The organism is Thiothrix caldifontis, from assembly GCF_900107695.1.
Classification (GTDB): Bacteria; Pseudomonadota; Gammaproteobacteria; order Thiotrichales; family Thiotrichaceae; genus Thiothrix; species Thiothrix caldifontis.
In genome coordinates this window covers 23,330-38,097 of record NZ_FNQP01000021.1, presented here as the reverse complement: position 1 = coordinate 38,097, position 14,768 = coordinate 23,330, and the positions used below count along the sequence as shown (strand labels likewise).

13 protein-coding genes are annotated in these 14,768 nt (G+C 51.0%); 12 read left to right on the top strand and 1 reads right to left on the bottom strand.

Annotation, left to right across the window (positions count from 1 at the left end):
• The first annotated feature begins 9 nt into the window (after positions 1-9).
• The 4 genes from rpmH to mnmE are packed head-to-tail and all read left to right on the top strand — an operon-like array spanning position 10 to position 3,608.
• Entirely contained in the window at positions 10-144 is a 135-nt protein-coding gene (gene rpmH, locus BLV87_RS14795) for a 50S ribosomal protein L34 (protein WP_002708931.1), read from the top strand.
• Between the two features lie 4 nt (positions 145-148).
• Entirely contained in the window at positions 149-553 is a 405-nt protein-coding gene (rnpA, locus tag BLV87_RS14790; protein WP_245707047.1) for a ribonuclease P protein component, read from the top strand.
• A 26-nt stretch (positions 554-579) separates the two neighbouring features.
• The gene (yidC, locus tag BLV87_RS14785; protein ID WP_093069919.1) at positions 580-2,253 is read left to right on the top strand and encodes a membrane protein insertase YidC; all 1,674 of its coding nucleotides are present in this window, start codon (positions 580-582) and stop codon (positions 2,251-2,253) included.
• A gap of 14 nt (positions 2,254-2,267) precedes the next feature.
• Positions 2,268-3,608, top strand: coding sequence for a tRNA uridine-5-carboxymethylaminomethyl(34) synthesis GTPase MnmE (gene mnmE, locus BLV87_RS14780; protein ID WP_093069917.1), 1,341 nt, complete (start codon positions 2,268-2,270; stop codon positions 3,606-3,608).
• A gap of 29 nt (positions 3,609-3,637) precedes the next feature.
• Here mnmE and BLV87_RS14775 read toward each other — a convergent pair whose 3' ends face one another.
• Entirely contained in the window at positions 3,638-4,753 is a 1,116-nt protein-coding gene (locus BLV87_RS14775) for a LysM peptidoglycan-binding domain-containing protein (RefSeq protein ID WP_093069916.1), read from the bottom strand.
• Between the two features lie 96 nt (positions 4,754-4,849).
• Between BLV87_RS14775 and def the strand changes: the two genes are divergently transcribed.
• Genes def through BLV87_RS14735 form a run of 8 tightly spaced genes read left to right on the top strand, consistent with a single transcriptional unit; the run spans position 4,850 to position 14,622 of the window.
• Positions 4,850-5,398, top strand: a complete 549-nt coding sequence (gene def / locus BLV87_RS14770) for a peptide deformylase (protein ID WP_093069914.1) — start codon at positions 4,850-4,852, stop codon at positions 5,396-5,398.
• On the top strand, positions 5,395-6,351 hold the full coding sequence (fmt, locus tag BLV87_RS14765) for a methionyl-tRNA formyltransferase (protein ID WP_093069912.1): 957 nt from the start codon (positions 5,395-5,397) through the stop codon (positions 6,349-6,351). The genes def and fmt overlap by 4 nt, the downstream gene beginning before the upstream one ends.
• Entirely contained in the window at positions 6,348-7,661 is a 1,314-nt protein-coding gene (rsmB, locus tag BLV87_RS14760; protein WP_093069910.1) for a 16S rRNA (cytosine(967)-C(5))-methyltransferase RsmB, read from the top strand. The genes fmt and rsmB overlap by 4 nt, the downstream gene beginning before the upstream one ends.
• Positions 7,658-8,233 carry a DUF4390 domain-containing protein gene (locus BLV87_RS14755; protein WP_093069909.1) on the top strand — a complete coding sequence of 192 codons (576 nt, stop codon included), beginning with the start codon at positions 7,658-7,660 and terminating at the stop codon, positions 8,231-8,233. Before rsmB ends, BLV87_RS14755 begins: the two co-directional genes overlap by 4 nt.
• Positions 8,218-10,392, top strand: a complete 2,175-nt coding sequence (locus tag BLV87_RS14750; protein ID WP_093069907.1) for a sensor histidine kinase — start codon at positions 8,218-8,220, stop codon at positions 10,390-10,392. Before BLV87_RS14755 ends, BLV87_RS14750 begins: the two co-directional genes overlap by 16 nt.
• Before the next feature lie 11 nt (positions 10,393-10,403).
• Positions 10,404-11,783, top strand: a complete 1,380-nt coding sequence (locus BLV87_RS14745) for a sigma-54-dependent transcriptional regulator (protein WP_093069905.1) — start codon at positions 10,404-10,406, stop codon at positions 11,781-11,783.
• A 9-nt stretch (positions 11,784-11,792) separates the two neighbouring features.
• A complete protein-coding gene (gene trkA, locus BLV87_RS14740) occupies positions 11,793-13,166 on the top strand; it encodes a Trk system potassium transporter TrkA (protein WP_093069904.1) in 1,374 nt (457 codons plus the stop codon).
• 4 nt (positions 13,167-13,170) lie between these two features.
• On the top strand, positions 13,171-14,622 hold the full coding sequence (locus BLV87_RS14735; RefSeq protein ID WP_093069902.1) for a TrkH family potassium uptake protein: 1,452 nt from the start codon (positions 13,171-13,173) through the stop codon (positions 14,620-14,622).
• Positions 14,623-14,768: the final 146 nt, after the last annotated feature.

Below are 14,768 nucleotides of genomic sequence, written 5' to 3'. Positions count from 1 at the left end.
TGACTTGTCATGAAAAGAACCTTCCAACCGAGCAAAATCCACCGCGCCCGTACTCACGGTTTCCGCGCTCGCATGGCGACCGCTGATGGTCGTAAAGTATTGAGTGCGCGTCGTGCCAAAGGCCGTGCACGCCTGATTCCATAAGATTTTGGATGCAGGTCTGTCAGGAATAACAGGCTTTCCGCGTGAGGTTCGCCTGACTCGCGGGGTTGAGTTCCAGCGGGTATTCCAGCAAGGTAAACGCCTGCACGTTAATGGTCTGAATGCCAGAGCCGCCGCTAACACGGTCGGCTTTCCGCGTTTAGGCATGGCGATTGCTAAGAAAGCGTTACGGCGTGCACATGAACGCAATCGTATCCGGCGACTGGTACGGGAAAGTTTTCGCCAGCATCAGGCAAGGCTTCCGGCGGTTGATCTGGTTATCATGTGTCGCACGGATGTCCTGAATATGAGCAATACCGATATTTTCCAGCAACTGGAAGGTTTATGGTTGCGCCTGCACAAGCTATACTCTGCCGGTCTGGGCAACCCCAATGAGACTGCCCTACCCTAACCGTCAATAACCGGATTGCTTTACCCATGGATTCGCAACGTCCCTTCCTGTATCTCACCCTGCTTTTCATGCTGTTCCTGATTTGGACAACATGGCAACAGGATCATGCACCCAAACCCCCAGTCGCGGCCGCCAGTAGTGTGACTGCTCCTGCCAGCGTTGATGGCGCGGCTCAAGAAGTTCCCGTGCAAAGCAGTGTGGCTGCAATACCGGGGCAAGTAGCGCCTGTACCGGCTGCGGATAATGGCGTGGGTCAAACCCTGACCGTGCGTACCGATACACTGGTGTTACGCATTAATACCCGTGGTGGTGAAATTTTAGAAACCGATTTGCCTACTTACCCTGTCAGCCTGGATACGCCGGATAAGCCGGTTAAAATTCTGGATTTGAATGGGCGCAATTACGTGGCGCAATCCGGGTTACAACATCAAGTGGCGGAGGGGATTGATGCTAAATCCCTCGCGCCGGATCATCTCGCGATCTACAGCGCTGCTCAAACCGAGTACACCTTGGCTGAGGGACAGAATGAGTTGATCGTGCCGTTAACTTGGCAAGGGGCAAATGGCGTAACCGTCACCAAGCGCTTTGTCTTTAAACGCGGTAGTTTTCTGGTTAACGTTGAACACGAAGTTAACAACCAATCCACTAGCATCTGGAGCGGCACCGAATACCGTCAATTGAAGCACGGTTACGCGGCAAATGCGGGTAGCCTGTTGAGCGGGGTGCAAGCCTATGTTGGCGGGGCGTATTTCCACGACGGCAAATACACCAAGCTGTCATTTGACGATTTGGATGAAAAGCCAGTCAATGAAACCGTGAATGGTGGCTGGGTGGCGATGCAGGAGCATTACTTTCTGAGTGCCTGGATTCCGCAGCAAGACCAAGAAACCCAGTACTACAGCATGGTAAGCCAAAACCAAGGCGTGAAAGGCTATGTGTTAGGGATGCGCAGTGCTGTTCAGCAAATTGCGCCGGGCGCAACGGGGGTATTCAAAACCGGTTTCTATGTCGGGCCTAAAGACCAAGACATGCTGGAAAGCATTGCCACAGGGCTGGATTTAACCGTGGATTACGGTATTTTTGCCTTCATTTCCAAGCCGATTTTCTGGCTGATGCAGATGATTCATGGCGTTGTTGGCAATTGGGGTTGGACGATTATCTTCCTCACGATCTTGATCAAACTGGCGTTCTTTTATCCATCGGCAATGAGTTACAAGTCGATGGCGAAAATGAAAGCGGTATCGCCGAAGCTCAAAGAAATTAACGAGCGTTACGCAAATGATCCACAGGGCAAGCAAAAAGCCATGATGGACATTTACCGCAAAGAAAAGATTAACCCGTTAGGTGGTTGTTTGCCGATTTTGATCCAGATTCCGGTGTTCATGGGCTTGTATTGGGTACTGTTGGAAAGCGTGGAATTGCGCCAAGCACCATGGTTGCTGTGGTACAAAGATTTGTCGATTATGGATCCGTACTTTGTATTGCCACTCATTATGGGTGCATCAATGTGGGTACAGCAAAAACTTAACCCGCCACCGGCTGACCCGATGCAGCAGAAAATTTTCCAGTTCATGCCGATTATTTTCACGGTCATGTTCCTGTGGTTCCCGGCGGGTCTGGTGCTGTACTGGGTGGTCAATAACGTATTGTCGATTGCCCAGCAATGGTTCATCAATAAGAAAATTGTGGGACACGCCTAAGAGGTTAATGTTTCATGTGGAACAATCCTGACACCATCGCTGCCGTAGCCACACCGCCGGGGCGCGGTGGGGTCGGGATTATCCGGCTTTCCGGCAAGCTTGTTCCTAAGCTTGCCGTTGGTATTCTTGGCTCTCTGCCCTCCCCGCGTAAGGCGGTTCACCGTTTGTTTAAAGCTGCCGATGGCTCGGCCTTGGATGACGGTATCGCATTGTATTTCCCTGCCCCGCATTCATTCACCGGCGAAGACGTGTTAGAGCTGCAAGGTCATGGCGGTACGGTGGTGCTGGATATGCTGCTCAAACGCTGTGTGGAACTGGGAGCACGGTTGGCACGCCCCGGCGAGTTTTCCGAACGTGCTTTCCTCAATGACAAACTGGATTTGGCGCAGGCAGAAGCGATTGCCGATTTGATTGATTCGGGGTCGGAACAGGCAGCGCGGTCGGCATTGCGTTCCTTGCAGGGGGAATTTTCCGCTGCGGTGAATGTGCTGCTCACGGGCTTGATTGAATTGCGGGTGTATGTGGAAGCGGCGTTGGATTTTCCTGATGAGGAAATCGACTTTCTCGCGGATATCGCGGTGACTAACCGGCTGGAAAGCATTAAGCAGCAATTACACACGATTTTCCTGAAAGCGCGACAAGGCAGCTTATTGCGTGATGGAATGCATCTGGTGATTGTGGGCAGACCCAACGCGGGCAAGTCGAGCTTGCTGAATGCATTAGCAGGGCAGGAAACCGCGATTGTCACCGAAATTGCCGGAACCACCCGCGATGTGTTGCGCGAACGCATTAACCTTGACGGAATGCCGCTGCACATTGTCGATACTGCTGGCTTGCGCGAGAGTGATGACCCGGTGGAAAAGATTGGTATTGAACGCGCTTGGGCGGAAATTGCCAAAGCGGATTTGATCCTGTTGCTGGTGGATGATACCCGCCATGATGAACCGGAAAATGCTGACATTCTGGCGCGTTTGCCCCCGCACCTGCCGCGCATTACCGTGCATAACAAAGTTGATTTAAGCGGCAAACTCCCCGGTAAACAGGGCGAACACCTTTACATTTCCGCCAAACAGTCATTGGGAATTGATGCCTTACGCGCCGAGTTGAAAACGCGGATGGGCTATCAGGGCGAGGCGGAAGGTACGTTTATGGCGCGGCGGCGGCATTTGCAGGCGTTGGAGACGACGCAGGCAGCGGTGGAACGCGCTGAGTTCCAGTTGCGCGAATTCAATGCGGGGGAATTAATGGCGGAAGAATTGCGCACCGCACAGGATGCGCTAGGGCAGATTACCGGCAAGTTCACGCCGGATGATTTGCTGGGGGAAATATTTTCCAATTTTTGTATCGGAAAATAACCCCAGCAAATCAATGCTCACTGGTATTGTTAAGGATTACCCACCTTATCCCCGTCCTTCACTTCACGGGTTGCATCCATGATCAAGCCGTAACTCACCCGATCCGTCACTTTGTAAATTACCAGATGCGCGACTTTTTCCGGGGGAAGTTGGCTGCACACCGCTCCCGATTTGGCTTTGCACGATTCCACCACGTCCACCACATACTTACCCTGGGTGTAAACGCCTAGGGTGTGTCCGACTTCAATGCGGTCACGTCGCCCTTTATTAATCACCGCAATCATGTGGTTGCCACTAATCGCTTCGGCATCAAACAACGACACGATGTCGCCGCGCACCTTGGTGGTAGGTGCATGGATGATGCCATTGAGGTTTGCCATTTCATCCACAGGAGCCAGTAAGCGGTCACCTTTGCGAATTTCGCGTTTGGCATCCAGCACGGTTGCTGTCGAGGTACTGTCCACCCGTTCTACCCGACTGTAGCCGCCATAGGTCACTTCATAGCCCAGCAATTGCCCGGTACGTGGGTCATGCAAGGCTTTGTTGGGGTGGAAAATAGCGCAACGTGTGCCTGCTTGTGCATTGCGCAGGTTTTTCACATAAATGGTTTCGCCTTCAGTGATTAACTGACGGTCATCGCGTGAAGCTAAAATATACGGGGCATTGTTGATGGTGGCTTCATCCAATACACGCGGCCATAACATGAAGGTCGCTAACGTGGCGATGGGTTCACCTTCCCCGCGTCGATCAATACGGATGCGCGGTTGTAATTTATCGCCATTAGCCCCCGTAGCGTAGTCAAAGGTCAACACATCACCGGGGTAAAGCTGATGCGGATTAGCTATGCGCTGATTCTTATCCCAAATTTCTGGCCAATGCCAAGGGGTATGCAGAAATTGGCGAGCAATACGCCACAAGGTATCGCCTTTTTTGACAACATAGGTTTGTGGTGCAGCGGGATTGACGATAATACTACTGGAATCAATCACATCACTTGATTGTGTGGTGGCTTGCCCATAATACTTATCATACGGGTCTGCGCCCCCGCGAGGGGTTGTGGTAGTCGTACCGCAGCCGCTAAGCACAAGGGCAGCCCCGATACTAATGCACAGGGTTTTTAAGAAAAAAGCTGAAGAATGCCGCATGGTGGTATCCTTGTCGTTATTATGGGTTGGATGTGCGGGTTATAATAAACTATGCCCTGATAAACATTCAGAACTTTTAGATTTTCGGTATTTACAATGGCAAAACTAGAGATTTTACACCACCCAGACCCGCGTTTGCGCAAGAAAGCCGCGCCGGTTGCCCAAGTTGACGCAACCATCCAACAGATTGTGGATGATATGTTTGAAACCATGTATGCCAACCAAGGCATCGGTTTAGCCGCAACACAGGTCAATATTCACCAGCGCATCGTTACCTTGGATGTGTCTGAAAACAAAGATGCGCCGTTGTGCCTGATCAACCCTGAAATTCTCCATAAAGAAGGCAAGATCGAGCATGAAGAAGGTTGCCTTTCAGTACCTGATTACTACGAAAAAGTGACGCGAGCCGAACGTATTCGGGTACGTGCCCTGACCCGTGAAGGTACGGTGCTAGAGCAAGACTTTGATGAGCTACTCGCCATTTGCATCCAACATGAAATGGATCATTTGGACGGTAAGTTGTTTGTCGATTACCTCTCCACGCTCAAGCAGCAACGCGCCCGCAAAGTGGTGCAAAAGTGGGAAAAAGAACAAGCTAAATTGGCAGAACGCCGCGCCGCTGCTGCGAAAGCGATCATCGCATGAGGGTTATATACGCAGGAACGCCCGAATTTGCTGTACCCGCTTTACAAGCACTGCTAACAGCGGGGCATGAGGTGGTTGCCGTGTATTGCCAACCCGATCGTCCGGCGGGGCGGGGGCGCAAATTGACATTTGGCCCGGTGAAACAGCTTGCGGTAGCGGCTGGCATCCCTGTTGAACAGCCACTTTCCCTAAAAGCAGTCGAAGAGCAGGATAAACTGCGGGCCTATGCGCCTGACGTGATGATTGTAGCCGCGTATGGGCTGATTCTGCCGCAAGTAGTATTGGATATTCCCCGCTACGGTTGCCTCAATATTCACGGTTCACTGCTGCCACGTTGGCGGGGCGCTGCCCCGATTCAGCGGGCAATTCAGGCCGGGGATCAGGAAACGGGCGTCACCATCATGCAAATGGCAGCCGGGCTAGACACGGGTGATATGCTGTATAAAGTGGTTTGCCCGATTACCCCTCAGGATGGCGGGCAAAGCATTCACGATAATCTGGCAAAACAGGGCGCAACCGCATTGCTGCACACCTTGGATTTGCTGGAAGCAGGCAAACTGCAACCAGAAGTGCAAGACGATACTCTTGCCAATTACGCCCACAAACTCACCAAGGCAGAAGCCCAAATTGACTGGACACAACCCGCAACCGTGATTGATCGCACTATCCGTGCGTTTGATGCGTATCCGGTGGCATTTACGGTGTACGAAGGGCAGCCGTTGCGCTTGTTTGCGTCCTCACTCCGAACTGCCCCCCCATCCCCAGCCCTTCCCCCGCAAGGGGTGAAGGGAGCGGTAGTTCCCGGCACGGTCATTGCCGAAAGCAAATCCGGTATCGACATTGCCACTGGTGACGGTGTAGTACGTATCCTCAGCCTGCAACTCCCCGGCGGTAAACGCTTAACCGCAGAGCAATTCTTAAATGGACGCTCTTTGCTAGGGGTGCAACTGTGAGCGCTCGTGCCGCCGCAGCGCTGTGCTTGCAACGGGTAATTTACGAGGGTGAATCCCTCACCGAAGTGCTGCAAGACCACACGATTGCTACCCTGAACCCTCACGATCAAGCTTTGCTGCGCGACATGTGTTTTGGCACATTGCGTTGGCACGAGCGTTTAAGCGCTATCCTCAAAAAGCTGATGAAGAAAGCTTTAAAACCGGCAGATAAGGATGTGGAATGCTTATTGCGCATCGGTCTGTACCAACTTATCTACCAGCGCAAACCCGATCATGCCGCCGTCAACGAAACCGTTAAAGCCACCAAAAAGCTCAAAAAAGAGTGGGCAGGCAAATTGGTGAATGGCGTATTACGCACCTTCATCCGCCAGCAAGCCGAGCTATTGGTACAAGCGGATAGCACCGTCACGGCACGTTATGCCTTCCCCGACTGGTTGCTTGAACGCATTCAAACTGCATGGCCGGACGCTTGGGCGGACATTCTCAGCGCCAGCAATACCCACGCGCCCATGACATTGCGGGTGAATCAACGCGTGCAAACCACGGTGGCGTATCAAGCCATGCTACAAGAAGCTGGGATTGCGGCGGAGCTTGTCCCCCTAGTGGATAGCGCCCTGAGTTTGCAAACCCCTGTTGGTGTTGAACAACTTCCCGGCTTTTTCAGTGGTGCAGTTTCGGTGCAAGATGCAGCAGCGCAACTCGCCGCCCAGTTGTTGGATTGCCAAGCCGGAATGCGCGTATTGGATGCGTGCGCCGCCCCCGGTGGCAAAACCAGCCACTTGCTGGAACGCACCGACGGTTTACACTTGATCGCGATTGATGAAAGCGAATCACGTCTCAAACGTGTCACCGAAAACCTGACCCGTTTGCACTTGCAAGCCGAACTGCTTGCTGCGGACGCAGGGGGCACGACGGCGTGGTGGAATGGGCAATTATTCGACCGTATTTTGCTGGATGCACCGTGTTCTGCCACGGGGGTGATCCGCCGCCACCCTGACATTAAAGTGTTACGTCGTGCCAGTGATATTGCCGAGTTACAACAAGAACAAGCGCAATTATTACACAATTTGTGGCATACTTTACGACCCGGTGGCAAGTTGCTGTATGCAACCTGCTCGATTTTACCGGACGAAAACAGCCATCAGGTCGAGGCTTTTTTGACAGAACATCCAGATGCTCACTTGCTGCCGCTTGAGGTAGCTTGGGGTTATGCCCAAGTCGCTGGACGGCAAATTTTGCCGGGTGAACAGGGCATGGATGGTTTTTATTACGCGCTACTGGGCAAAGCCGTGCAGGAAATAATACCGTGATCACCAACCTATCCATCATGCAGCGCTGTTTACTAATAGGGCTACTGCTGTGCGCTTTGTGGGGGCAAGCGCTGGCGGCTGAAAGTCATCTCCAGTTTCGGGAGTTTTCTATCCGCATTCAGCCTCCCAAGCAGTTGCTGACCAATTTCAAACTCGATGTTGAGCTGAGCGATTACCTGCGGGAAGGTTTACTGAATGGCTTGACGCTGCAACAGGAAACCCGTTTCACCTTGGAATGGCACAATACTTGGTGGTGGAATACCCAAAAGCCCTTGGTGGTGGTGAAAACTGAACTAAAATACCACCCGTTAAGTAAGCAATATCAGGTGGTGCGCCCTGACACTAAGGAAAATTGGAACTTTCCCAATTTATCAGCAGCGATAGAACAGATGGGAACGCTGAGTGATTACCGTCTGCCTGCGTTACCTGAGGATGCATGGGGTGATAATGCCGCAATTTTTGTAACGGCTACCTTGACCCAACAGTCGTTGGAATTACCCCTGAAATTGAAATCGCTGTTTTCTGACCGCTATTCACTGGAAAGTGACGGAGTGTTGTGGCCGATCCCCTAAAAAGCCGCTGGTGGCAATGGTTGCCGTTAGCCTTGGTATTTCTCTTACTGCTGGTGTCGCTGATTTTGTTGAATTTGGCCACGCTCAGCCCCACCAACCTCGAACGCTACGGGGATTGGCATCTTTACCTCAGTATTTTTACCCTCGTGTTGCTGAGTGTGATTATCCTGGGAAATCTGGTTAGGGTCTTTAATCAATGGCGCACGCGGCAAGCCGGTTCGCGTTTTACTTTGCGCTTGATGACGGGTTTTTTGATTCTTACCTTGCTGCCGGTGCTGTTTGTTTCCTTGTTTGCGATTAATATGATTGGTACACGGATTGATCGCTGGTTTTCGGTATCCGTGGAGCGGGCGCTGGATGATTCACTGGATTTAAGCCAATTGGCTTTGGAAACCCGTCATCGCGAGTATTTGGGGGCATTGGAACGTTTCAAACGCACGCTGCAAGGCAAAGAATTGCATGAAATTCCTTTGTTACTGGAAACATTCCTTAATATTGGTGCGAGTGAGATTTTACTGCTGGATAATTCTCAGCAACTCTTAGCGTTGGCAGTGGAGGATACCGAAACCCTGATTCCGCAAATGCCAAGCCGCAGTTTGTTTAGTGCTATGCAAATGCGCAATTACTACTATGCACTGGAACCTGAGGGCACAGATAAGTTATTTTCACGGGTTGCGGTCAGTATCGTCTATGGGCACGATAATGAACGCCGCGCTATCCTAACCGCCCGCTTTCCTGTGGCAGATCGGGAACGCGATTTGGCAGAAAGTGTGTTATCTGCCCGTAATGAATACAAAAGTTTGGTTTATCAACGCGATATTATCAAAAATATGTTTCGCCTAATGATCGTGGTGATCATGGTGTTGACCACCCTGTTTTCACTCTGGGCAGCTTTTGTGTTTTCACGTCGCCTAACGCGCCCCGTGCGTACTTTGGTGGAAGGTACTTTGGCGGTTGCCGCCGGGGATTTGGAGAAGAAACTGCCGGTTTCTGAACGTGATGATTTCAGCATGTTGGCGCGTTCCTTCAATACCATGACCAAGCGTCTCTCCGATGCTCGTGGGGAACGTGAACAAGCTCGCCGCCAGTTGCAACAAGAACACGATTACCTGCATGTGGTGCTGGAACACTTATCGTCCGGTGTCATTACCTTGGATGAAACTGGCATCATTCGCCGGGTCAATTCTGCTGCCAGCAGTATTTTACGCCAATCCTTACTGGATCAAGTGGGTAAAACGCTGAGTGAATTGGGTGAGAATTTGCCGTTACTGCAACCCTTCATCGACATTGTGCAAACCCACCGGCAAGACATGGCTGCCGGTCAGGAATGGCAAGCCGAAATTACCCTGAATACGGAAGAAGGACATGTGATTTTGGTGTGTCGTGGCGCTTCATTGCCGCAAGGTGTATCGGGGCAGCAAGGTTCGGTGCTGGTATTTGATGACGTGACGGATCTGATTCAGTCTGAACACGATGCGGCATGGGGGGAGGTGGCGCGGCGTCTTGCCCATGAAATCAAAAATCCGCTAACCCCCATCCAGCTTTCTGCCGAGCGTTTGAGCCGTAAATTGTCAGGTGAACTCAGTGCGGAATCTGCCAGTTTCCTGCAACGCATGACCAATACCATTGTGCAGCAAGTCGACAACCTCAAGTCGATGGTGAATGCGTTTAGTGATTATGCCCGCGCCCCCAGTTTGCGCCTCCAAATGGTTGATTTGAATGCACTGGTACAAGAAGTTGCTGAGTTGTACCGTCTGAATGAAGGTCAGGTGCAAATTCATTTGCAATTGGCTCCCACCTTACCTTTGCTGTCACTGGATATTCACCGCATTCGTCAGCTTTTGGTCAACCTGACCAAAAATGCACTGGAAGCCTTGGAGGAGCATCACGTCAGCCCAGCCAGCGTGACTATCAGCACACAGTATCAAGCGGATACTAAGCAGGCTATTCTCAGTGTCCGCGATAATGGGGTTGGCATTCCGCCCGAATTACTGCCGCGCCTGTTCGAGCCTTATGTCACTAGCAAACACAAAGGGACGGGGTTAGGCTTGGCAATCGTTAAAAAAATCGTCGAAGAACACAGCGGATACCTCACCGCCCGCAATCATGACGGTGGAGGCGCTATAATCAGCGTGAAGTTTCCGGTGAACGAGGCATAGGGAGTAGGGATATGACAGCACAATACATTATGGTGGTAGACGATGAGCCGGATATTCGCCAGCTTGTCAGTGAAATTCTGGAAGATGAAGGCTATCGGGTCGTCACTGCCGAAAACGCGGCGAAAGCCAAAGAGCTACACCGCAGCCGCAAGCCCGATTTGGTGTTGCTCGATATTTGGATGCCGGGGCAAGATGGTATTTCTTTGCTCAAGGAATGGCGTGAAAACGAGACACTGTGTTGCCCCGTGATCATGATGTCAGGGCATGGCACGATTGAAACGGCGGTAGAAGCGACCAAACTGGGCGCACACGATTTCATCGAAAAACCCCTGTCGATGGCTAAAATGTTGCTGACGATCAGCAATGCCTTGCGTGCCAGTCAATTGGAAAAGGAAAACCGGGGCTTGCGCAAACAAATGGTGAGTTCTTTGGAACCTGTCGGCGGCAGTCAGACCATGCAACGCTTGCGTGAACAGGCAAAACGCATTGCCCAGCATGATAGCCGGGTGTTGTTGTATGGTGAGCCGGGTACGGGTAAGGAAACGTTTGCCCGCTATATTCATGCCTTGAGTAGCCGCAAAAACCGCCCGTTTGTACGGGCTGCACTGGCTGCCAGTAAAGAGGCGGGTAGCATGAGCCAGTTACTGTTTGGGCGTGAAGACCAGGACAAAATTCAATACGGTTTGTTAGATGAAGCCAATGGTGGCGTGCTGTTTCTCGCTGAAATTTATGAGTTGGATCAGGATACCCAAACCCGCTTGCTCCATGCCCTGAAGGAAAACCGTTTTATGCGTGTGGGGAGTAATGAGTGGGTGGATATGGATATTACCCTGATGGTGTCCTCCTCCCATGATTTGCTGGATGATGTTCGTGGTGGCAAGTTCAACGAAGAGCTGTACTATCTGCTTAATATTTTACCAATCATGATTCCCCCTTTGCGCGAACACCCCGAAGATGTGCCGGAATTACTCAACCATTACGTCGACATCCTCACCGCACAAGAGGGTTTACCGTACCGGCATATTTCGCTGGCGGCACAGAATTTCCTGCGCAACCATACGTGGCCTGGCAATATTCGCGAATTACGCAATCTGGTACAACGCTTGTTGATTCTTGGCACCGAAACCGAAGTGTCGCTGGATGAGGTGGAAGAGTCGGTTGGCACGCGTATTCCCGTGTTTTCACAAGAAATCGGACAAATTCCCGAAAGCTTGTTTGATATGCCTTTGCGGGAAGCCCGCGAACAGTTTGAGCACGATTATTTGATTTATCAACTCAAACAAGCGGATGGCAATGTCAGCAAATTGGCGGATCAGGTGAAAATGGAGCGTACCCATTTGTATCGCAAAATGCGTTCCCTCAACGTTGACCCGAAAAAATACGGACGCTAAGCGTACTCTATGAAAATCCTGATTCTCGGTGCGGGGCAAGTGGGTCATTCCGTTGCTGCATCATTAGTGCACGAAGATAACGATGTCACCATTGTGGATACCAATGCGACGGCATTGCGTGATTTACGCGAAAAACTGGATGTGCGCGTCGAAGTCGGGCAAGCGTCTTACCCACGGGTGTTGGAACGGGCGGGGATCGAAGATGCCGATATGTTGGTTGCGGTGACTAATAGTGATGAAATCAATATGATGGCCTGCCAGATTGCCCATACGCTGTACCATACTCCAACCAAGATTGCGCGTATTCGCTCTTCCCATTATTTGGATAGACCGGAATTATTCAATGATACGGCAGTTCCTATTGATGTACTGATTAGCCCCGAACAATTGGTCACAGAACATATTTTTAACTTGATTTCCCACCCCGGTTCTTTGCAAGTCATTAGCTTTGCGAACGGTAAGGTGCAAATGGTTGGGGTCAAAGCCTTGCACGATGGCCCGCTGATTGGTTCCCCCTTGAAGGCGATGCGTGAACATATGCCAGGTGTGGAAGCGCGGGTAGCGGCTATTTTTCGAAAAGGTAAGCCCATTGTCCCCAAAGAAGAGACGGTGGTAGAGGTTAATGATGAGATTTTTTTCATCGCCAGTCCCAAGCATATTCGTGCCATTATTAGCGAATTGCGCAAACTCGATAAACCCTATAAGCGCATTATGCTGGCGGGCGGGGGTAATATTGGCAATCGCCTTGCCCGTTTGCTGGAAGAATCCCGCTATCACGTCAAAATCATTGAGAAGAATAACGACCGTGCTGCCAAACTTGCTGAACGCCTTGATAAGACCATTGTGTTGGAAGGTGATGCTGCTGATGAAAGCCTGCTCGCAGAGGAAAACATTGATAATACTGATGTGTTTGTGGCGATTACCAACGACGATGAGGCGAATATTCTTTCTTCCATGCTGGCAAAGCGCTTAGGTGCACGCCGAGTAATGTGCCTCATTAATCGCCCTAGTTATATCGATTTGGTGGAAAGCAGCATCGACTTGGCAATTTCTCCCCAGCAAGTCACGATAGGCGCATTACTCACGCATATCCGCCGGGGCGATATTGTGGCAGTACATGCCTTACGGCGTGGCTCAGCAGAGGCTATTGAAGTCGTGGTGCATGGCAATTACAAAACCTCACGGGTGGTGGGTAGACGTTTGGATGAAATCAAGTTACCGCCTAGTACCACGATCGGTGCATTGGTTCGGCAAGAGACTATTTTGATGGCTGCCGCTGATCTTCTTGTGCAAGAAAACGATCATATTATCATGCTCGTGACCGACAAACGTTACGTGCCAGCCGTAGAAAAACTGTTCCAAGTCGGTATCCATTTCTTCTAAGTCTATGCAATATAAAGTCATACAACGGGTATTGGGGTTGCTGCTGATGGTGTTCAGTTTGACGATGTTGCCCCCTATTGTTATCGGTTGGACTATGGATGACCCTGACATTCTGCCATTTGGGAAAAGTTTTGCTTTGCTGCTTATCGGTGGGCTATTGCTTTGGTTACCAGTGTATCGGGAACGTGCAGAACTGCGCTCGCGGGATGGTTTTTTGATTGTGGTGTTGTTTTGGGTGGTATTGGGGCTGTCGGGTTCGCTACCGTTGATCTTATCCGAAGCGGTGGACTTGTCCGTGACCGATGCGGTATTTGAATCCATGTCTGGGTTAACCACTACGGGGGCTACCGTCATTATCGGTTTGGATAGTTTGCCGCGTTCCATACTGTTTTACCGCCAAGAGCTGCAATGGTTGGGGGGGATGGGCATTATTGTGCTAGCGGTTGCTATTTTGCCTATTCTGGGTGTTGGGGGAATGCAACTTTACCGTGCCGAAACGCCAGGTCCAATGAAGGATGCTAAGCTTACGCCACGGATTACCGAAACCGCTAAGTTGTTGTGGTATATTTATTTGGTTTTGACTATTTTATGTGCAATGGCTTATCGCGTCGCGGGCATGGAGTGGTTCGATGCGGTTTCCCATAGTTTTAGCACGGTGGCTATTGGCGGGTTTTCAACCCACGATTCCAGCCTTGGGCATTTCGATAATAGTGCGATTGAAGCCGTTGCGGTGGTTTTTATGCTGCTGTCAGGGGTGCATTTTGGTTTACACTTTATTGCTTGGCGTAGTGCTAGTGTGATGGGATATGTGCGTGATTCTGAGTTCCGTGCGTATGTTGGCCTGATGGCTGGGTTAGCGGTGGTGAGTACCGTTTATTTGTATTACAACGCCACGTATGACAGTTTTTTGCAGTCATTGCGGCATTCCTTGTTTCACGTGGTATCCATTGGTACGACAGCCGGTTTTACTACCACAGGTTACAGTGAGTGGCCGGGTTTTTTGCCGGTGTTGCTGCTATTTGCCAGTTTTATTGGGGGGTGTGCGGCTTCTACTGCCGGGGGCATGAAGGTCATTCGTTTCTTGTTGCTGGTGAAACAGGGGATTCGTGAGGTCAATCGTTTGATTCACCCCAATGCACGCATCAGCATCAAAATCAACCGTAACCCGTTGCCTGAAAATGTGATGCAGGCGGTGTGGGGGTTTTTCTCGGTGTACATTGCGGTATTTGTGGTGTTCATGCTGGTGCTGATGGCACAAGGGCATGAGCAGATCACTGCATTTTCTGCGGTAGCCGCTACCTTGAATAACTTGGGGCCGGGGCTTGGGGAAGTTGCCGGTACGTTCAAGAGCCTCGATGATTTCTCTAAATGGTGGCTGTGTCTGGCTATGTTGATGGGGCGCTTGGAATTATTCACCATGTTGGTCATTTTAACTCCGGCGTTTTGGCGCAAGTAACGCGGGTTAGTAACGCGGTTAATCTGCTATGGATAGCCGTTCATCCTACAGCCACCGCTGATGAATGGCTGATTCGGTATACTGCTTGCCACAAGGAAGTACGTGCATGGCATGGACGCCTTTTCTTCCCTGAATCCCAACAATAA

What these genes read in the sequence shown, in the direction of transcription:
- rpmH (WP_002708931.1), top strand. Translation starts at nt 10, where the DNA reads ATGAAAAGAACCTTCCAACCGAGCAAAATCCACCGCGCCCGTACTCAC.
- yidC (WP_093069919.1), top strand. Translation starts at nt 580, where the DNA reads ATGGATTCGCAACGTCCCTTCCTGTATCTCACCCTGCTTTTCATGCTG.
- mnmE (WP_093069917.1), top strand. Translation starts at nt 2,268, where the DNA reads ATGTGGAACAATCCTGACACCATCGCTGCCGTAGCCACACCGCCGGGG.
- BLV87_RS14775 (WP_093069916.1), bottom strand. Translation starts at nt 4,753, where the DNA reads ATGCGGCATTCTTCAGCTTTTTTCTTAAAAACCCTGTGCATTAGTATC.
- def (WP_093069914.1), top strand. Translation starts at nt 4,850, where the DNA reads ATGGCAAAACTAGAGATTTTACACCACCCAGACCCGCGTTTGCGCAAG.
- fmt (WP_093069912.1), top strand. Translation starts at nt 5,395, where the DNA reads ATGAGGGTTATATACGCAGGAACGCCCGAATTTGCTGTACCCGCTTTA.
- BLV87_RS14745 (WP_093069905.1), top strand. Translation starts at nt 10,404, where the DNA reads ATGACAGCACAATACATTATGGTGGTAGACGATGAGCCGGATATTCGC.
- trkA (WP_093069904.1), top strand. Translation starts at nt 11,793, where the DNA reads ATGAAAATCCTGATTCTCGGTGCGGGGCAAGTGGGTCATTCCGTTGCT.
- BLV87_RS14735 (WP_093069902.1), top strand. Translation starts at nt 13,171, where the DNA reads ATGCAATATAAAGTCATACAACGGGTATTGGGGTTGCTGCTGATGGTG.